19 protein-coding genes and 1 pseudogene are annotated in these 19,699 nt (G+C 47.6%); 7 read left to right on the forward strand and 13 right to left on the reverse strand.

Features of this window, described 5'->3' with window-relative positions; translation table 11 throughout:
* From tolA to aspS, 7 genes are all read right to left on the reverse strand, one after another.
* Positions 1–933, reverse strand: coding sequence for a cell envelope integrity protein TolA (tolA, locus tag MHM95_RS02745; protein WP_239384147.1), 933 nt, complete (start codon positions 931–933; stop codon positions 1–3).
* A gap of 1 nt (position 934) precedes the next feature.
* Positions 935–1,360 carry a protein TolR gene (gene tolR / locus MHM95_RS02750; RefSeq protein ID WP_022945137.1) on the reverse strand — a complete coding sequence of 142 codons (426 nt, stop codon included), beginning with the start codon at positions 1,358–1,360 and terminating at the stop codon, positions 935–937.
* A complete protein-coding gene (gene tolQ / locus MHM95_RS02755; protein WP_022945138.1) occupies positions 1,347–2,048 on the reverse strand; it encodes a protein TolQ in 702 nt (233 codons plus the stop codon). Before tolQ ends, tolR begins: the two co-directional genes overlap by 14 nt.
* Before the next feature lie 799 nt (positions 2,049–2,847).
* A complete protein-coding gene (gene ruvB, locus MHM95_RS02760; RefSeq protein ID WP_022945140.1) occupies positions 2,848–3,855 on the reverse strand; it encodes a Holliday junction branch migration DNA helicase RuvB in 1,008 nt (335 codons plus the stop codon).
* A gap of 13 nt (positions 3,856–3,868) precedes the next feature.
* Positions 3,869–4,489 (reverse strand): Holliday junction branch migration protein RuvA, encoded by a 621-nt coding sequence (gene ruvA, locus MHM95_RS02765; RefSeq protein ID WP_239384148.1) that lies wholly within the window; start codon positions 4,487–4,489, stop codon positions 3,869–3,871.
* 2 nt (positions 4,490–4,491) lie between these two features.
* Positions 4,492–5,013: a crossover junction endodeoxyribonuclease RuvC gene (ruvC, locus tag MHM95_RS02770; RefSeq protein ID WP_022945142.1), complete on the reverse strand. Its 522-nt coding sequence runs from the start codon at positions 5,011–5,013 to the stop codon at positions 4,492–4,494.
* Between the two features lie 111 nt (positions 5,014–5,124).
* Complete coding sequence (gene aspS, locus MHM95_RS02775) at positions 5,125–6,903, reverse strand: aspartate--tRNA ligase (RefSeq protein WP_045978441.1); 1,779 nt, start codon at positions 6,901–6,903, stop codon at positions 5,125–5,127.
* Between the two features lie 186 nt (positions 6,904–7,089).
* Between aspS and MHM95_RS02780 the strand changes: the two genes are divergently transcribed.
* Positions 7,090–7,947, forward strand: a complete 858-nt coding sequence (locus MHM95_RS02780; RefSeq protein WP_151173693.1) for a DUF72 domain-containing protein — start codon at positions 7,090–7,092, stop codon at positions 7,945–7,947.
* A gap of 85 nt (positions 7,948–8,032) precedes the next feature.
* Here MHM95_RS02780 and MHM95_RS02785 read toward each other — a convergent pair whose 3' ends face one another.
* Positions 8,033–8,722 (reverse strand): DUF3334 family protein, encoded by a 690-nt coding sequence (locus MHM95_RS02785; protein WP_022945145.1) that lies wholly within the window; start codon positions 8,720–8,722, stop codon positions 8,033–8,035.
* 223 nt (positions 8,723–8,945) lie between these two features.
* Here MHM95_RS02785 and cmoA point away from each other — a divergent pair, with 223 nt between their 5' ends.
* From cmoA to MHM95_RS02810, 5 genes are all read left to right on the forward strand, one after another.
* A complete protein-coding gene (gene cmoA / locus MHM95_RS02790) occupies positions 8,946–9,671 on the forward strand; it encodes a carboxy-S-adenosyl-L-methionine synthase CmoA (RefSeq protein WP_239384150.1) in 726 nt (241 codons plus the stop codon).
* A gap of 11 nt (positions 9,672–9,682) precedes the next feature.
* Positions 9,683–10,651, forward strand: a complete 969-nt coding sequence (gene cmoB / locus MHM95_RS02795; protein WP_239384151.1) for a tRNA 5-methoxyuridine(34)/uridine 5-oxyacetic acid(34) synthase CmoB — start codon at positions 9,683–9,685, stop codon at positions 10,649–10,651.
* Between the two features lie 98 nt (positions 10,652–10,749).
* Positions 10,750–11,802 carry a phosphoribosylformylglycinamidine cyclo-ligase gene (gene purM / locus MHM95_RS02800; RefSeq protein ID WP_022945148.1) on the forward strand — a complete coding sequence of 351 codons (1,053 nt, stop codon included), beginning with the start codon at positions 10,750–10,752 and terminating at the stop codon, positions 11,800–11,802.
* Positions 11,802–12,461, forward strand: coding sequence for a phosphoribosylglycinamide formyltransferase (purN, locus tag MHM95_RS02805; RefSeq protein WP_152440894.1), 660 nt, complete (start codon positions 11,802–11,804; stop codon positions 12,459–12,461). Before purM ends, purN begins: the two co-directional genes overlap by 1 nt.
* Positions 12,394–13,191, forward strand: a complete 798-nt coding sequence (locus tag MHM95_RS02810) for a DUF3108 domain-containing protein (RefSeq protein WP_081604421.1) — start codon at positions 12,394–12,396, stop codon at positions 13,189–13,191. Before purN ends, MHM95_RS02810 begins: the two co-directional genes overlap by 68 nt.
* A 37-nt stretch (positions 13,192–13,228) precedes the next feature.
* Here the strand turns inward: MHM95_RS02810 and MHM95_RS02815 are convergent, their stop codons facing one another.
* The 4 genes from MHM95_RS02815 to MHM95_RS02830 all read right to left on the reverse strand — a co-directional run bounded on the left by MHM95_RS02815 (position 13,229) and on the right by MHM95_RS02830 (position 15,549).
* Positions 13,229–13,843 (reverse strand): hypothetical protein, encoded by a 615-nt coding sequence (locus MHM95_RS02815; RefSeq protein ID WP_239384153.1) that lies wholly within the window; start codon positions 13,841–13,843, stop codon positions 13,229–13,231.
* Positions 13,836–14,474, reverse strand: a complete 639-nt coding sequence (locus MHM95_RS02820) for an RNA polymerase sigma factor (protein WP_239384155.1) — start codon at positions 14,472–14,474, stop codon at positions 13,836–13,838. Before MHM95_RS02820 ends, MHM95_RS02815 begins: the two co-directional genes overlap by 8 nt.
* A 41-nt stretch (positions 14,475–14,515) precedes the next feature.
* Entirely contained in the window at positions 14,516–15,151 is a 636-nt protein-coding gene (locus MHM95_RS02825) for an energy transducer TonB (protein WP_239384157.1), read from the reverse strand.
* 77 nt (positions 15,152–15,228) lie between these two features.
* Positions 15,229–15,549, reverse strand: a complete 321-nt coding sequence (locus tag MHM95_RS02830) for a cupin domain-containing protein (RefSeq protein WP_138509006.1) — start codon at positions 15,547–15,549, stop codon at positions 15,229–15,231.
* 112 nt (positions 15,550–15,661) lie between these two features.
* Here MHM95_RS02830 and MHM95_RS02835 point away from each other — a divergent pair.
* A pseudogene (locus MHM95_RS02835) lies at positions 15,662–15,820 on the forward strand (DUF6435 family protein); the annotation flags it as partial.
* Between the two features lie 392 nt (positions 15,821–16,212).
* On the opposite strand, the gene MHM95_RS02840 reads toward MHM95_RS02835, so the two are convergent.
* A complete protein-coding gene (locus MHM95_RS02840) occupies positions 16,213–19,689 on the reverse strand; it encodes an ATP-binding protein (protein ID WP_239384158.1) in 3,477 nt (1,158 codons plus the stop codon).
* Between the last annotated feature and the right edge of the window lie 10 nt (positions 19,690–19,699).

The raw sequence follows: 19,699 nt of genomic DNA on the forward strand, positions 1-19,699 counted from the left end.
CTAAAACTCTGGTTTAACCGTTAAGTTAATATCTTTTAATTTTTCAAATACATCACGATCTTTGGAGACCGGTAAGGTATCAGCACGGCGCACTGCACGAACCGCAGCTTCACAGACTTGCTGGTCGCCACCAAGTGAACTGACACTGGTGACCAAGCCGTTGAATGCCAATTTAATGTTTAATCGGCATTCTTTACCACGGTAGCTCTGATCTAATAGCAAGTTTTGCTGAATGCGTTGGGCGATAAGAGCGCGGTATTTGTCCACTTCCGACATCACTTGCTGTCGACGCGCTTTCGAGCGTGCCGCTTGCTCGGCAGCCAATTGCTCTTGCAGCAGTTGCTCAGCCAGCGCTTTTTGTCTTGCTTCTTCAGCTTTGCGGGCAGCTTCTTGCTCTTTGCGTTTACGCTCAGCTTCGGCCTTGCGCGCCGCTTCTTCTTCCTTGCGACGTTTTTCGGCAGCCGCTTTAGCCGCTTGCTCTGCCTTTTCTTTTTCCTGCTGGGCTTTACGTGCTTTTTCGCGCTCTTTACGCTCTTGCTCTCGAGCACGTTTAGCTTCGGCCTCAGCCTGTTTACGTTCACGCTCTTTGGCTTGACGCTGCCGCTCTAACTTTTTGATCTGCTCGGCTTCGGCCTCACGCTGTTTGCGGGCAGCGGCGGCACGATCTTCCAACTCTTTAATACGCTGTTGCTCGGCACGCTTTTTGGCTTCCTCTTTCTGCTTAAGATCAGCGAGACGTTGCTCGACCTGTTTTTGATCAACAGACACGGCGCTAACTGCTTGCTCTGGCGTATCTTCATTACTCGGTGTATTAAGAGTCACTTTCATGATTTCAGGTGCTGAATCACGAAATAAACCCACGCCCACCAAAACACCAATAAGCGCAAGGTGTAAAGCGAGGGAAATGAGAAGTGGCGTTTTATACTGCTGCATGCTAATCCTCAAACGACTCCGTCATTAAGCCTACCTCGGGTACCCCGGCGTTTTTCAAAAAGTCCATTAATAGCAGTACTTCTTGATAACTGACGCGGCCTGATCCTTTAATCATCACCGGAGTATCGGGGTTTTGCTCTAACTTGAGTTTGATGACAGCGGCGACATCCACCGCTTCCATCGGTGCTTCGGGGTCAGTACCAACACTCACATAGTACTTACCATCGGCGTCAATAGAGGCAATAATCGGCGGTGCATCTTTAGTTTCCACCAGCTCGGATTTTTCCATCTTTGGCAAATCAACTTTGACCCCGTGGGTGATAAGTGGTGCTGTGGCCATAAAAATTATCAGCAGCACCAACATCACGTCGATGTAAGGAACAACGTTGATCTCTGCGACCGGACGACGTTTCTTACGCTGATACATTCGACTTTACCTCTTGGGTGATCGCTTGGCGATGAAGAATATTAGAAAACTCTTCCATGAAGTTAGCGTAATGCGACTCTATTTTCTCAACTTTATTGGCAAAGCGGTTGTACGCAATAACCGCAGGGATGGCTGCAAACAAGCCCATTGCAGTAGCAATCAAGGCCTCGGCGATACCCGGAGCGACCATTTGCAGTGTTGCTTGCTTTACTTCACCGAGGGCGATAAAGGCAGTCATGATCCCCCACACGGTACCAAACAAGCCAATGTAGGGGCTGATTGAACCTATGGTTGCAAGAAAGGACAAGCTTGTTTCAAGTTTTTCAATCTCACGAGAAAGTGCCACACGCATCGCACGATGTGCGCCTTCGGTGACCATACCCGCAGAATGAACATTATTCTTTTTGTGTCGTGCAAATTCTTTGAAGCCTGAGGTAAATAACGCTTCTAGTCCTTCACTTTTATTGCCACGCGCCGAAATCTCACTGTAGAGCTTCGACAAATCAACACCTGACCAAAAACGCGATTCGAACTTCTTGGCGCTACTAAGCGCATGGCCCAAGGTTTTACGACGCTGAATGATGATGGCCCACGATATTACCGACAGAGCTACTAAGGTAAGCATCACCAGCTGTACTAAAAAGCTGGCTTTTAAAATAAGATCAATAAAATTTAATCCAGAATCCACGTCTTTTCTCCTGAGGCGCAGTTTACAACTTCCACGTGTCTTTGAGCACGACACAATGGGCACTAGTGTAACCAGTCGTTGTAGCGCTGACAATGGCCTTGCCACGAATTGCTACAAACCCAAGTTAAACACCTAATTAATGATGCGATGTAAAAAAGTACACGCCATTATTGGCGCTTTAAAACCCTAACAAAAGTTCAAATTAATTGCGTTTTATGCACTTTGTGCGCATAAGCTTTCATTTGCCAAAATATCTACACGTTAGAAACTAGTAAATCTAATAGAACAAAAAAAGCACACAAATAATATTTCCCTTTAATATCAATATTAAGAAAACATAACCCCATACTTTACGATGAAAATTACCATCTTAAAAAACTATTCAATATTAGATTTTCTTATCCGGAAAATATAATTTTTCTAGTTTGATTAGGGCCCATTTAGTCCGTAATATTCACCCTGTACTGAGCTAGCGCAACCAATTGAGCTCTTATGCACAGTTCAAGAGGTGGTTTCTGATTCCCCACCTCGGCCATTGATTGATTAACTTTAGCGTTGCTCATTCACTTGGCTTATTTGGATTTACTTCCTTCAACTTGTTGTTTTGCCCGCTTTGTTAGCGGGCTTTTTTTTGCCTGCAATAAGATACCAAGCACAGCTTAATCTGTTGTGAATTACTCTGCTTTTAATAAGCTTTATGAGGCGAGCAGCTTGATAGCGTCGACCTAGACTTGGGTGTATTAGGAAGAGAATGAGGCAGGTTGGGCCGAGCCAAAACGCTCGGCATGGTGTGCCAAGGTTAGTCTGTTGTTTTACTGAGACCAAAATGCGCATAGGCATGATCTGATACAATGCGTCCTCGCGGCGTACGCTGGATAAAGCCTTGCTGTATTAGATAGGGTTCAATCACATCTTCTATGGTTTCTTTTTCCTCGCCGATGGCTGCTGCGAGATTATCCAGCCCCACCGGCCCGCCCATAAACTTTTCTATAATCGCTAACAAGTATTTACGGTCCATATAATCAAAACCGCTTTTGTCTACATCGACCATATCGAGCGCTTGTGCGGCAATATCAATGCATACACGACCATCACCTTTAACTTCAGCAAAATCTCGCACTCGACGCAGTAGTCGGTTAGCTATGCGGGGAGTCCCTCGCGAGCGCTTGGCGACTTCTAGAGCGCCCTGCTCGTCAACTGCTAAACCTAGATGATCGGCGGAGCGTTTGACAATGGCAGCGAGGTCGGCAACAGAATAAAACTCCAAACGTTGCACAATACCGAAACGATCGCGCAGCGGAGAGGTTAATGAGCCTGCACGGGTCGTAGCACCAATTAAAGTAAATGGCGGTAAATCAAGTTTAATCGAGCGCGCTGCGGGGCCTTCACCAATCATGATATCGAGTTGATAGTCTTCCATGGCTGGATAGAGTATTTCCTCAACATGCGGGCTCATGCGATGAATTTCGTCGATAAACAGCACATCATGAGCTTCTAAATTAGTCAGTAAGGCGGCGAGATCGCCGGCTTTTTCCAACACCGGGCCGGAAGTCGTTTTAATACTCACATCGAGTTCATTAGCAACAATATTGGCTAACGTGGTTTTACCTAACCCTGGGGGACCAAATATAAGGAGATGATCTAAGGCCTCGCTACGTGAGCGTGCGGCCTCGATAAAAATATCCATCTGCTGTTTAACATGAGGTTGGCCGTGATAGTCGGCCAATAACTTAGGCCGAATGGCTCTATCGACCACATCCTCATTACCCTGTACCTCTGGCTCAATCAGCCGATCCGCTTCTATCATGATGGTATCTCTGTTATAGCATCGCTTTGAGCGCTTGCTTAATCATTTCTTCGGAGGCCATGCCTGGCTTCGCGACTGCTTTTACCGACTTCACTGCCTGAGCATTTTTATAGCCCAGAGCTTCAAGTGCGGCAACCGCATCGTCTTGGGCATTACTCGCGACCAAAGTATCACCATTGGGCGCATCTATTGGTGCCGCGTCAGTGTGAGGGGTAAATAAGTCAGGACCCCAATCTTTAAGCCTGTCTTTCATTTCTAACACTAACCGCTCTGCGGTTTTTTTGCCAACGCCAGGAAGCTTTACTAAGGTGCTTGCATCGCCATGATGAACGCAATGGATAAATTGCTCTGCCGACATCCCCGATAAAATACCTAGGCCTAGTTTAGGCCCTACCCCATTGGCTTTTAATAATTCTCGAAACAGGGCGCGTTCGTTTTTGGTGTTAAACCCAAATAACAGCTGCGCATCTTCTCGTACCACAAAGTGGGTATACAAGGTGACCTGTTCGCCACACTCGGGAAGTGCATAAAAGCAACTCATGGGGAGGTTGATTTCATAGCCAATGCCCGCTGCTTCCACTAACACTTCAGGGGGCTGCTTCTCAACCAACAATCCTCTAATTCGTCCTATCATTGTTACCTCAAGCGTCCGCGCACGGTTTTACGTGCTTGACCGGACAGTTTTATTAAGTTTTGTTGTGAGTGACCATGGCACATGGCAATAGCCAAGGCGTCGGCGGCATCTGCTTGCGGCGTGGCTGGCAGCTTCAAAATATGCTTCACCATGTGTTGTACCTGTGCTTTTTCCGCAGAGCCTCGCCCAACCACAGCTTGTTTCACTTGCCGCGCGGAGTATTCTGACACGTCAATATCGGCCAAGGTAGCGGCGACAATGGCTGCGCCCCGAGCTTGCCCTAGCTTTAATGCCGAATCTGGATTGTGGGCCATAAACACTTGCTCTATGGCAAACGCGGTAGGGTTAAATTGCTCAATGAGTTGGCTGACGCCTTGGAAAATCATTTTTAAACGCAACGGGAAGGCGTTATCACCTAACTTAATACAGCCACTGCCCAAGTAATGGAACTTATGCCCTTGCTGCTGCACGACACCATAGCCGGTAAAGCGCGAGCCGGGGTCAATTCCCAAAATTATACTCACCCACTGACCTTATTATTATTCTCGCTTATGGAAATGGTAACTGTATGTATGACCAGTGTAAAGCTGAAGCATAAAAAAAGCGGCCTGAGCCGCTTCTTTTATCGCTATCGCTTATTCGCTTTGTTCACTCTCAGAGGCAGTCACTCCGATACCCAGCTCTTGCAGAGCGTCGGGATTTGCCACACTCGGGGCATCGGTCATCAAACAAGATGCTTGCGTCGTTTTCGGGAAGGCAATGACATCACGAATATTGTCTGTGCCACAAAGTAACATTACTAGGCGGTCAAGGCCGAACGCCAAGCCAGCGTGCGGCGGTGTACCATACTTCAATGCATCGAGTAGGAAACCGAACTTATCTTGTTGCTCTTGCTCATTGATCCCCAATACTCGGAACGCCGCTTGTTGCATCGCATTGTTGTGGATACGCACCGAACCACCACCGACTTCGTAACCATTAAGAACCATGTCGTAGGCATCAGAAAGCGTGCCGGCAGGGTTAGCTTCCAGCTCCTCTGGGCTGACATCTTTTGGCGCAGTAAATGGGTGGTGAACAGCGTGTAGATTACCTTCATCGTCTTCTTCAAACATCGGGAAGTCTACGACCCACAATGGTGCCCATTTAGTTAAATCAGTTAGCTCAAGGTCTAAACCAATCTTCAAGCGCAGCGCACCCATGGCTTCATTGACCACATTGCGTGAGTCGGCACCGAATAAAATGATATCGCCAGTTTGCGCATTGGTGCGTTCAAGTAAGGCGGTGATCACCTCTTCGTTCAAGAACTTAGCAATCGGTGATTGCACGCCTTCCACACCTGCGTCGCGGTCATTGACCTTCATCCAGGCTAAACCTTTAGCACCATAGATGCCGATAAACTTCGTGTATTCATCGATTTGCTTGCGTGATAACGACGCACCGCCTGGCACGCTAAGCACAGCTACGCGGCCTTTCTCATCATTGGCAGGGCCAGAGAACACTTTAAACTCAACGTCTTTAACCAGATCAGCAACGTCAATAAGCTCCATCGGGTTACGTAGGTCAGGCTTATCTGAACCAAAGCGACGCATGGCTTCGCTGTAGGCCATCACAGGGAACTCGCCCAAATCAACATTCAGCAACTCTTGCCACATATCACGGATCAGTTTTTCAGTGACACCACGAACTTGGTCTGAGCTCATAAATGAGGTTTCGATATCGATTTGCGTGAACTCTGGCTGGCGGTCGGCACGTAAATCTTCATCACGGAAACATTTAACGATTTGGTAGTAACGGTCAAAGCCAGACATCATCAACAATTGTTTAAACAGCTGCGGCGACTGCGGCAGCGCATAGAAGCTGCCATGATGCACACGGCTTGGCACAAGGTAGTCACGTGCTCCTTCAGGGGTCGCTTTGGTCAGTACCGGCGTTTCAATATCGAGGAAGTCATTGCTATCAAGGAAGCGGCGAACAAAACTTGTGGCTTTGGCACGCAACTTAATGCGGTCGCTCATCTCTAGGCGGCGAAGATCCAAGTAACGGTACTTTAGACGGCGCTCTTCGGAGTTTTGCTGGTTAAAATCCAGTGGTAGAGCGTCGCTGCGGTTAATAATCTCAAGGCCAGTACCCAGAATTTCCACTTCACCTGTGCTCATGTCTTTGTTGACTTGGCTGTCAGGGCGAGCGCGGACCACCCCTTTGACTTGTACACAGAATTCTTGACGAAGTTTATTCGCCACATCCATAAGCCCTTCAACTTCCGGGTCGAACACCACCTGCACCAAACCTTCGCGGTCACGCACATCGACGAAGATCAAACCACCTAAATCGCGGCGTTTGTTGATCCACCCACACAGAGTAACTTCTTGGTCGACATGACTTTTATTTAAGTGTCCGCAATATATAGAGCGCATAATATTCCTGTTTTAATTGTAAGCGCGCATTGGTTTAAGCACGCAGTGGCCAAATTAATTGCGTCAATTATATAAAAACGGCAGTCAATGTCACGAAGCAAACTCCGAGTTGCACACTTATTAAGCACCCAAGGCCATAAAGCTGTGCTAGCATAGCTGCCAATCACTATGAACCGTGCTCTAACCATGCTTTATCTAGGTTGTCCACAGTGGTCTAATACCGCGTGGAAAGGACAATTATTTGCCCAACACTGCCAACAATCACAGATGCTCGCCCGTTACAGCGAAGTATTTAATGCCGTAGAAGGAAACACCACTTTCTATGCCGACCCCAGCCCCGATGTGGTAAAGCGCTGGCTGCACAGCAGTGATGAGCACTTCCGCTTTACCTTTAAATTTCCAAAGCGTTTTAGCCACGACAGTGCCTTGCAAGCTCCAAAGCAAGAACTCACGCACTGGCTTAAACTAATGGCGCCCTTATTCAGCAAAGTAGGCAGCTTGATGTTGCAATTGCCAGCAAGCTTTACACCGACGCACCTACCCCGACTGCAACACTTTATTGCCCAACTACCCAAAGACTTGCACTACAGCGTGGAAGTGCGCCACCGCGATTTTTTTACCAAAGGTGACAGCGAGCGCGCACTGAACCGATTTTTACATCAACATAATATTGATCGTGTTTGTATGGACACCCGGGCGCTGTTTGCCGTCTCTCCCTATAGTGACGCCATTATTGACGCACAGCAGAAGAAACCTCATTTACCGGTGCATGCGGTGGCCTTGGGCGAGCGTCCAGTGGTGCGTTTTGTGATTGCTGCGCTAAGTGATGAGTATCAGCACTATTACCAGCCTTGGTTGGCAAAGATTAAACAGTGGTTAGATGAAGGCAAGTCACCCTATGTGTTTTTACACACCGCTGATAACGACGGAGCGCCTTTACTGGCACGCCAGTTTGCGCAGGATTTGCAGCGCTTTTGTGGCTATTATCACCGTGCCGTTGAGCCATTCCCGGGTGAAAAGCACCAACAGGAACAGCTCTTTTAGCACAGCTGCACTGGCCTATGTGCTGGCATCACACCAGTCACAGAGGGTCGCGAGTATTGTTAGCCTCACGCCGTGTATGGGGCTATTAAAGACCTAGGTTTTCCATAAAATCGTCATCGATATCCTGCTCAGCCTGCTGCTTTTTTGCTTTTTCTTCAGCTTGTTGCTTATCGGCATGGGCACTTTCAATGATGTCATCAGGGTCTACCGCATCGGTGATGTCAAAATCATGAAGCTTGATGAACTCCGTTTTATCCATCGCCAATTCGAGATAAAAAATATTTTGGTTCTGTGTGGTAAACGTCACACGGCGCGCCTGAGGCCTGTCCATAGTGGTATCCACAGAGATTTGCACTTGCTTGTTGATGGCCATCATTTTTGGCTGATTTTGGGTGATCGACGTGTGCAGTTGCTCCCTGACTTTATTAGTAAAGTCACCGACGATTTGGTTCATGAGCTCCCCTAGCACATTGGAAACATCATCAGAAAGGTGGCTCTTCGCTAACTCTTCCTCGGGCATGCCCATGTTACGCAAGTAGTCCGAATAGACTTCCATCGCCGCTTGCGCGGTAAAATTCGTCACCACCAACCCCGTAAAGCCACCATCGAATAACACGAAGCAGCCAATATCCGGGCGCATACAGGTGCGGGTTATTTTTTGCACCATGGCCGAATAGCTAATGTTATTGCCGCTGGCAGAAGACAACACCTCGGTCACCGAATGACATAACGTGGAAAGAATATCCTCGGTACTAATTACTTTGCTTTTTTTCATGCACTGTCTCACATCTTTATTTACTGGCATAAAACCATACTACAGCGGTTAACTTACTGAATAACCGAAAAACTAGCCAGTACTGTTTACATTTTTTGGCACCTTTTGTGACCCAGCGAAAGCGAATGCAGCCTATCGCGGCCGATTTGTGCTGCTAAAGCTCACCACAGCGCCAACAAATTTGATAAAATATTGTCATTGTTTCTATCTAGAGCTTAGCAAAGTGTCAGTGAAAGACAGTATTTATGCTGCTGAACAGCAAGTAAAAGATTTCACCTTCGATGCCAACGTCGTCGAGGTGTTCCCAGATATGATTGAACGCTCGGTACCAGGATATGCCACCATCGTTAGCACCCTTGGTAAATTGGCCGGCAAATACGCACAGCCACATACTCGGCTGTATGATTTAGGCTGCTCGCTAGGCGCCGTAACCCTTAGTATGCGCCGTAACCTCACCCAAAGTGGCTGTGAAATAGTCGCCATTGATAATTCTCAAGCCATGGTTGAACGTTGTCGCATGCATCTACAAGGCTTTCGCTCTGCTGTGCCCGTTGACGTGCTGCTTGGCGATATTCTTGACGCTAAACTTGAAAACGCCTCTGTCGTGGCGATGAACTTCACCATGCAATTTATTCCACCCGAGCAACGCCATGCCCTGCTAACGCGCATTTTTAACGCCCTAAAACCCGGAGGTGTGTTGCTGCTAAGTGAAAAACTCAAGGGTGAAAATGCCGATGTCGATGAGTTATTGGTTGACCTCCATCATGATTTCAAGCGCGCCAATGGCTACTCAGAGTTAGAGATAAGCCAAAAGCGCACCGCCATTGAAAATGTCATGCGCACCGACACCTTGAGCACCCATATTGAACGCTTGCAAGACGTCGGCTTTAGCCAAACCCAAGTGTGGTATCAGTGCTTTAACTTTTGCTCTATGGTCGCAATTAAATAAACGGAACAATTATGAATCAATGGTTTAATCAGTTTTATCAACACATTGCCTGCACCGATTTGAGCCACTGGCTAAATACCTTACCTGGGCAGTTGCAACATTGGCAGGACCAAGCTCGTCATGGCGATATGCCAAAATGGCAAAAAGTGCTGAACAACCTGCCTGAGTTAACGCCATCAAACATTGATGTTCGTACGAAGGTCGCGATAGGCCAAGCCGAAGACATTAGCGACGGCGAACGCAAACAGTTAACGCATTTACTAAAGCGCTTTATGCCGTGGCGTAAAGGCCCGTTTTCACTGTTTGGTATCGATATTGACACCGAATGGCGCAGCGACTGGAAATGGGATCGCGTGTTACCCCATATCAGCGATTTATCACATCGTAAGGTCCTAGATATTGGCTGCGGTTCAGGCTACCACCTGTGGCGTATGCGTGGTGAAGGCGCCGAACTCGTGGTGGGCATCGACCCCAGTGACTTGTTTTTGTGCCAATTCCAAGCCATTAAACAGTATCATCCAGATCCTGCCGTGCATTTACTACCTCTGGGCGTTGAACAACTGCCAGCATTAAAAGCCTTCGATACAGTATTTTCCATGGGGGTGCTTTATCATCGGCGCTCCCCTATCGATTTCTTAGCACAGCTGCGAGCGCAACTGCGCCCGGGAGGTGAACTGGTGTTAGAGACCTTAGTCGTGGAAGGCGATATTCACACGGTACTGATGCCGGAAGACCGCTACGCAAAGATGCGCAACGTGTGGTACATCCCAAGCACCGACGCATTGCAGCTGTGGTTGCGACGCGTCGGCTTTAAAGATATTCGCGTTGTTGACACCGATCAGACGTCATTGGCAGAGCAACGGCGTACGTCGTGGATGGAAAATGAGTCGCTGGCCGACTTCCTTGACCCGAATGATGTAAACAAAACCATCGAAGGGTATCCAGCGCCACTTCGCGCCGTGCTGGTTGCCACAGCCTAACAAGGACATTCGTCCTCCTTTTTCTAGCCTCCAAGGGGCATTTGCTGTAAAATGCCCGGCGTTTCTAAGCAACCCCTAAATTTATTTGAGGAAAACCTGTGAGCGAACAAAAACAGTCTCTTAGCTACAAAGACGCTGGCGTCGATATTGACGCTGGTAACGCCCTCGTTGAGCGCATTAAAGGCGTTGTTAAAAAGACTAAACGCCCTGAAGTGATGGGCGGAATTGGTGGCTTTGGCGCGCTCTGCCAGCTCCCCACTGGCTACAAAGAGCCTGTTCTTGTTGCTGGTACTGATGGCGTTGGCACTAAGCTGCGCCTCGCTATCGACCTAAAAAAGCACGATACGGTAGGGATTGACCTTGTGGCAATGTGTGTCAACGACTTGATTGTCCAAGGTGCGGAGCCATTATTTTTCCTAGATTACTACGCCACTGGAAAGTTAGATGTTGATACCGCCGCCGATGTGGTCACCGGTATTGGCGCAGGCTGTGAGCTTTCAGGTTGTGCCCTTATAGGTGGTGAAACTGCAGAAATGCCAGGGATGTACGAAGGTGATGACTACGACATGGCTGGCTTTTGCGTTGGTGTGGTGGAAAAACAAGGCATTATCGATGGCACCAAAGTCGCAGCTGGCGATCAACTCATTGCGTTAGCCTCAAGTGGTCCTCATTCCAATGGCTATTCACTGATCCGCAAGGTACTTGAAGTGTCGGGCGCAGATACCAGCAGCGAATTTGCGGGCAAACCTCTTGCCGAGCATCTACTGGAACCTACCCGCATCTATGTTAAGCCGGTACTGGAGCTACTTAAACAAGTTGATGTGCATGCGCTTTCACACATCACTGGTGGCGGCTTCTGGGAAAATATCCCCCGTGTATTACCACAATCAGCTAAAGCCGTGATTAAAGGCGATAGCTGGCAGTGGCCTGCGGTATTTAACTGGCTACAAGAAAACGGCAATATCGAAACACACGAAATGTACCGCACCTTTAACTGTGGTGTCGGTATGGTTATTGCCGTGCCAGCCGATAAATTAGAGCAAAGCTTAAGCATCCTGAAAGACGCAGGTGAAGACGCATGGCACATCGGTGAAATTCAAGATGCCGGCGCCGATGAAGAGCAAGTAGAAATTCTAGGTGGAAGTAAGTAATGGCCCATGCCCGACTCGTAGTATTGATTTCGGGCAGCGGCTCAAACTTGCAAGCGATTATTGACGCCTGTGCAGCGGGAAATGTTCCCGCTGAAGTATGCGCGGTGATCAGCAACAAAGCCGACGCCTATGGCCTAGAACGCGCTCGCAATAGCGGGATCCGCGCCGAAGTACTAGACCATAAAGCTTTTGCCTCTCGCGATGAATACGATGTGGCTCTGGGTGAGCTTATTGATAGTTTTTCACCAGACTGTGTTGTATTAGCTGGATTTATGCGTATTCTAACCCCTAGCTTAGTGCAAAAATTTAAAGGAAAAATGTTGAACATTCATCCTTCATTGTTGCCTAAGTATCAAGGGCTGAACACCCACCAGCGCGCACTAGATGCAAACGATAAAGTGCATGGCGTTAGCGTTCACTTTGTTACCGAGGAGCTCGATGGCGGACCTGTGATTGTCCAAGCCCAAGTGCCCATTGAAAATGGTGACACAGCACAAACGCTGGCACAAAAAGTCCATGCACAAGAACATATAATCTATCCGTTGGTAGTAAAGTGGTTCAGCGAACAACGACTGACGATGGAAGATAACTATGCAGTGCTCGATAACAACCCCCTTCCTAGCCAAGGTGCCGACCTTAACGCGTACTTGGACAGCTAATATTTTATTGGTCGCAGCGTTAGGCTGCGGCTCTTTCGCCGCTGATGCACAGCCGCAATCTCAAGCCAGCGATGCAACCTCTGCCCTTACTGAATACAGCGCGGAGTACCATGTCACTCGCCAAGGTGAACGCCACGGTAAAGCCAGGCGCGCCCTCACGCGTATTGACGATAGCCACTACCAACTGAGTTACCGCAGCGATATAGAGTGGATGATTTTTTCCGACGAACGTGAAGAAACCAGTCGCTTTCAGTTTACCGATGGCGAAGTAACGCCTATTTACTACACCATGGAGCGCACCGGTACAGGCCCTGATAAAGAGTACAAGATCAGCTTCGATCACAGCAATCAACAAGTATTCAGTAACGAGTCTAAATACGCGCTCGATTGCCCTTGGAAAGCAGATTATCAAGATGTACTGTCTTACCAAATAGCCCTGCGCAAAGCATTAGCCGAAGGACAAGAGCGATTTGCCTACCCCATAGTGGATAAAAAAGGTAATAGTCGCGAATATGCTTTTGAGGTTGTCGGCACTGAAACCATCACCTTGCCTATTGGCAATGTCGAAACAGTTAAGGTAAAGCGCCTTTACGATAACGATAAGCGCCAAGCAATCGCTTGGTTTGCACCAAAAATGAATTACATGATGGTGCGTATGTACAAGGGCAAAGATGGTGTCGAACAATTCCAGGTTGAATTGGCCAAATATGTTCCCTACACCCCGCTATAAAAATGTCGGCAAGTAGCATCGCTGCTTGCCACGCTCGCTACCCACATGATTGACTCGGTGCGCCACGCACGGCAACGAGTTGGCCTTGAGTATTAAACTCTAACTGCATAAGCATATCCTTTTCAGGCACCCTCGCCGGCGTTTTTAAACGCGCCAATAATGGGGCACTCAACGCAAGCAGTACTTGCTCTTGGCAATCAGCAAGTAGCCAATCATCATCAAGGTGCACAACACGCGCTATACGCTGGTACTCACCCTCAATTGCCGCACCATAAGCAAGTTGTTGGCGCTGTAACTGCGCGCTTAATTGACGCTCAGCATCTTCAATGTTGCGAATTTCCCTTGGCACCACCGCACTCACACGCACGCGCTGCTCACTGCCTTGCAAGTCATAGATTTCAATACGCTGATAAGACGCCAAGGTGTAAGTACTCGGTGCCGGCCCATGATACTGCTGCCAGCTTATCGCTACGAGCACAAACACAGCGGCACAAGCCATGAGCCACTGTGTTCGCATCCACCATGCTTGTTTGATGTGCCTTGATTTAAACAAGGTGTGGTGCAACTGCTTCTTTTCAGTATCAGTTAATCGCTGCTCTCGCTTTTGCCGCTGATGCGCTTGGTGTAAACGCTCGTCACTTAACTTAGTCATTCTTTGCTCCTGCTTGCAGTACTATCGCCAGCTTTTCTCTGGCATAGCGTAAACGGGTTTTGACACTCTCTTTGGCGGTGTGAGTAATGGTCGCGATTTCACCCAAGCTGAACCCCTCGAGTTGGAGCATCAGCGCCTCTTTTTGATGAAAGGGCAGCTGCTGCATGGCCGCTGATAACTGGGCTAGTTCGGCATCAGCAATAAGTCTATCAACCTGCTGATGGTCTATATTCAAGGTGATAGCTATTTCATCAGTGTCGACATCTAACGTCACTTTGACCCGACGGGCATAATCAATTACGCGATTTCGAGCAACACGAAACAGCCACGCTTTAAAACTGCCGTGACCTTGATCTTGATAGCGCTGCGGATGCGAGAGCCACATTAGCCATATTTCCTGCAGCATATCTAATGCCAGTTGCCGACGGGTGTGCGTATCGTCAATCACACTGCCTAGTTGCGCTTGCACGAAGTAAACTAAATCGTCGCTCAAGCGCGATATTAACGCGTGTTTCGCCGCTTTGCTCTGAGCATCCCCCTTGAGTGCTTGATGCACTAACTGCTCATCGCTCAACGGCTCATTTTGTTGTAACTTTGGCTTTAAAAACCAAGCCGCTGCGGCTTTTATCATAACGACTCCTTGGTGCGGCAACCGCAGTTGCCGCTCTCCCTTTATTGCTGCAAATTAAAGTCTAACCTTACTTGTTGATTGCGCTGTACTTGCGCACCACCGTTATCAAGCATGGGGTTAAACTTCCACTTGCGCAGTGCTTTTAAGGCATGGCGGTCGAAAATACGTTTGGGTTCGCTGTCGATAACCTCGGCGTTCATTACCGCCCCCGTTGCGGAGATATCATATCTTAATACCACAAACCCTTCGATACCCTCGCGCGCTGCCTGCGGTGGATATTGAGGTGGTACTCTTACCAAAGGTCTTGCCGCGCCTTGTGCCGCACTTGGAAAAGCATCAAGTTGAGTCGAGGGTGCGGGTACATCAGGAGTAACCGCTATTGTCCCCGGGCCCTCAAAGACAGGCTCAGCCGCTACTTGTGGACGCTGCTGCGGTCGCGGTGGTACTTTGGGCGGCACCGGTTTCGCTTTCTCAATGACCTTGGTTGGCTCTTTGGGCTGGAGGATCTCGACGATGGGATACTCCTTCGGTGCATCAGGCACTCTGGCAGGGCCATCGAGTAAAGACACCATAAATAAGAAAATAGCGAAGGTCACCGCACTACCAAGAAATACACACGCCAATATTTTTGCGCTGGGAGCGAAGAGCTGGTTATGAAAAGTTTGCGTTTGTTGCATAGTAATCCCCTTTTGAAAACACACCCATTTAAACGGGCTTAGCAACAAAACGCCGGGGGAAACAAAAAGGGGTGAATTTATTTTTCTTTTTCTGCGTTAAACCAAAACTCAATCTCATCGGTCTGCACTTCGAAGTGCGCCTCATGCTCAACATGAGCCGGTACGCAATACCACTGCCCTGCACCAACGCGCTGCGTTTTACCCTTCATCGTCAGTATTAATTCTCCTTTTATGATCACCCCATGGTTGTCTGTGTCATGGGTGTGCGCTGCAATGGTGGTACCTGCGGGGTATGAAGCAAATAACACGTCGCAGCCCTGCGCTTTTAATTGGTAGGCATCAAAACGGCCATCATAGAGCGCCAGTTCACGTATTTTATCTGGGTAACTTCCGGGCATTCGTGCTCCTTAATGGTGTGAAAAATATTGCCACTGATGAAAAATATAGATGATTTGAAACTCTTTGGGTTTAGACCTCGTAAAAGTGTGGACAATAAGAAGGAGTCAGCCGATGTTCTCATGGTTTAAATCGAATCCCAGCAAAAAACTTGAACACCAACACGCGCAGAAACTCGAACAAGCCATGCATGCCCAGCGCAACGGCAACATTCGCGGTTATTCACAATTAACCCACGAGGCCGATGAAATCTATAAAAAGATTAAAGAGCTAGGGTCTGTTGATCTTTGCTGTTCTATTTTTGTTCTGTTTGAGCGTGCTTTTATCGCGGCGCTCGATGTGTGGCCTAGTAATCTAAGCGAATATCGAGCAACAATGAGAAAAGTGCGCTCAAAAGAACCGTTCGCCAGCGCTTGATTGGCTTTTCTACTGTGTTATCGGCTGGCTCACATAGAATAACTATGCCACGCAGCCTCTGCCTTGTATAAAACCCAATCAAACTGCTGCAAAAACGAACTTGAAAGGTCAACAGACCCTAGAAACAGCGCAAAACAGCTAAAAAAGAGATACCAGCACCGAACTATATGCAGGCTGGCCATTGCGGCCTTCAATTTATAGCAGGTGCATTTGCCGCTGCATGGGCTCAAGCCACTTAACAGCAATATCTAGTCAGACACTTCTAAATGATGCTCAATATCTGCAATAAGCTCAGGTAGGCTATTATCGATTTCCTGCACTTGGGCCTGCACTTCTAGATTTCCTTTGCCAGCGTGCTGTTCAACTTCATCTAGCAGCTGGTGTAGCCTTGTTGCACTAATTTCGCCACATAAGCCTTTCAACGAGTGCGCCACTTGACGCACCTGTTCATGATTTTCATCGCTAAGGTTTTGGTGCAGTTGAACCAGTTTTTGCGGCGCGGTTTTGATAAACAATCGGCATATTTTGTTCAGCAACACCTCTTTATTTAATAGCCGAGAAAGCGCCGCGTTTCTATCCCAGAGAGGCTGTTCGGAGTCTTGCGTATGACTCAGTTGCTCACCTGCCTGGGGCTGAGAATAATTGTCATAATTTGATAACCCCCAGTGCAGGACTTTTTCCAATGCCTCATCAGGGTTGATAGGCTTACTAATATAATCGCTCATGCCCGCTGTTAAGCACTTCTCTCGCTCACCCATCATGGCATTTGCCGTCATCGCAATGATGGGAATATCGGTAAACTCAGAACCGGCGACACCCGCACGAATTTGCTCGCTAGTTTGGTAACCGTCGAGAACAGGCATCTGACAATCCATCAACACACAGTTAATGGCTTTGCCCTCGCGAGCACTGTTTTGCAACATATCAATGGCTTGTTTGCCGTTATACGCTTTTTCAAGCTCTACTGGCAAAGTATTTAATACGCCGCACGCCACTTCAACATTAATTTCATTATCATCAACTATCAACACTCGACAACCACTAATGCGCTGCATTAACTCCTCAGAGATATCTTCAGCGCGCTCATTAGCGTCATTGTGCCCCGATATTAACGGTACGACCTCTTTTGCGCCTATGAGCCTTAACAAGTCACTGTGAGTCAAAGGCTTACTGATTGTAACAACATCAACACTGAGGCTTTTTGGCGATCCCGTACCCGGCTGCTGTAGCAATACAAGTTGAGCTTGCGGGCAGTCTTGCTGCCATTTGGTGACCAACTTACTTAGCTCCTCAGCACTGTAAGCCACACCATCAATAAAGATAAAGTCGTACTCTGCACCACCTGGTGCTTGTTCTATATCATTGTCAACAAGCCCTCCTTCACCTTCAATCAAGTGACATATATGCGTTTGCGTGTATTTATTCGGGCTTATCACAGCGCTGCGTTTTTGGTCGAAATGAGTTATTTTCTGAGTCATCCTCACACTTTCCAGGAGCAAGGAGATATAAAAGCTAAACGTGCTGCCTTCACCTTCTTGGCTGCTTACACTTATATCACCAGCCATTAATTGGCATAATTGCTTGCAAATAGATAACCCAAGGCCCGTTCCCCCATAGCGTGCGGCAATATTGCCATCGGCTTGGCTGAATGCCTTGAATAACTGCGATTGTGCCTGCTCATTAATCCCTATACCACTATCTTCCACACTAACCTGTAAACGATATGATTGGCCATCAATGACATCACCTGTAGCAATGACACGAATATACCCTTGTTCCGTGAATTTAATGGCGTTACTGATAAGGTTATTCACTATTTGCGTAAAGCGAAGAGGATCGGCCACTACCTGCGTGCAGCACAGCTGCTGGGTATCAATAAACACTTCCAACCCCTTGTCATAGGCACGAGCAGCACAGGACTCAACCAAGCTTTCCAGTAGCGACACGGGGTCAAAAGGTTTGGCATTTAAATCGAGCTTTCCGGCTTCTATTTTTGATAAATCTAAAATATCGTTTATCAGCAGCCTTAAGTTAGACGCGCTTAGCTCCATCATATCGGTTAATTTCTTAGCCTTCTCGGGCAGTGGCTCGCGCTTTAAAATGTTGAGCGTGCCAATCACACCGTTAAGAGGGGTACGTAGTTCGTGACTGATATTAGAAATAAATGCGCTTTTGATATCACTATTCTTTAGGGCTTCATCTTTAGCTTGCGCGAGAGCTTGGGTACGCTGTCGGACCTTGGCCTCTAATTCAGAATTTAGGCGTTTGACTTTCAGCTCTGCCGCTTTTTCTTTACTGATATCGCGAATAATGAGCGCGATACCTATTAAATCTTGAGATTCAGATACGACGGGGCTAACAGAAACGGCCAAACATAAAGCACGCTCGTCAATAGTCACTTCACACTGATCTTTTATCTGTGTTTCCGATGTTTGCAAATCAGTAATGTACTTTTTCACTGGTAGTGTTTGTAACAGCGATAGCTGCTCGTAATGTTTACCAACTCCAGCTTGGCTAGTAACAAACAACAACTGCTCAGCAGCATGATTTATACTCGTTATTTGCCCCTTTAAATCAATACCGACTATGGCATCAATCGAGCCCTCCACAATCGCTGAGGACTCACGACGCGCATCCGCAAGCAGTTGACTGCGAATGGCACTGCGATGAAAAGTAACAATTAAAACTGAAGAGAGCAGCACAACCACGGTTAAAAATGAATAAGTTAAAAGCCGCTTCTCATTTATAATCCCGTTAATATAGGTTTCAGGAGTGAGTACATTAAAGTTAACAAACCCATACTTATTGTTAGGCCGAGTTTGTACTTTTTCAGAATAGATATACACGCCCTGTTGCTCTGAAAAGCGTTGCTCTGCAAAGTATGTATTTTCATACTCAATAGGCCTGCTATATAGCGACGACCAGGTTATATCTGGAGCTAAATCACGTGTGAATTGATACTGCTCAATGGGGTGGTAAATAACATCCCCCTCAGAGCTGGTGATCACTAGATGTGAATAATCAAACGTGGTTTCTACTAGTTGTGAGATAAGCTGGTTGGCATTGACATTCATAATCAAAAACGCGAACCGCTTGCCTTGCTCACTGTAAATAGGTATTGCAAAACGCAACATAGGTTTATAAGGGAAGGATATATCACCAAATTCACGATTTAACGATAACGGCGACATGTAAATTTGGTTTAACCCCAGCTGGGAGCTGGGTAAGAAATATCCTTCACCCGCTTTATTCTGTAAAGAATAGTCCGGCACGGCTTCCACTGCAGCGCCACGACGCTGCACACGCACCAACTCATTGCCTTCGGCATTTATTGCGATGACCCGCAGCTGCTCTACAGCAAGGTTGTTCTCCATAAAACCGATAAAAATGGTTTCGAGACGTTCTTTCCATTGCGTGTACGTGGTGCCATCATAAGCATCAACGCCGTTGTTAAAATGTGCTCGAGGCAACCCGGCTATTGGCGGCGTAGAATGTAAAAAACGCAGGTCGGCCTTATAGTTAGCAACGGATTTGGTTACCACTTCTTTGAGTCGCTCCGCAGTTTCCTCCAGGTCTACACGTATCTGCTTTAATGTATTTTGTTTTACATTCCCTTCAAATATGAACACTGTGGCAGTGGTAATTAGTACAAATAATAAGGTCGCTGCCCATATGAAGGCACCGGACTTTAGTTTTCTTGAACTGCTGTGCTTCGCTTTGCTCATGTTTACTTCC

This window comes from Pseudoalteromonas sp. CnMc7-15 (assembly GCF_022347925.1).
GTDB lineage: Bacteria > Pseudomonadota > Gammaproteobacteria > Enterobacterales > Alteromonadaceae > Pseudoalteromonas > Pseudoalteromonas ruthenica.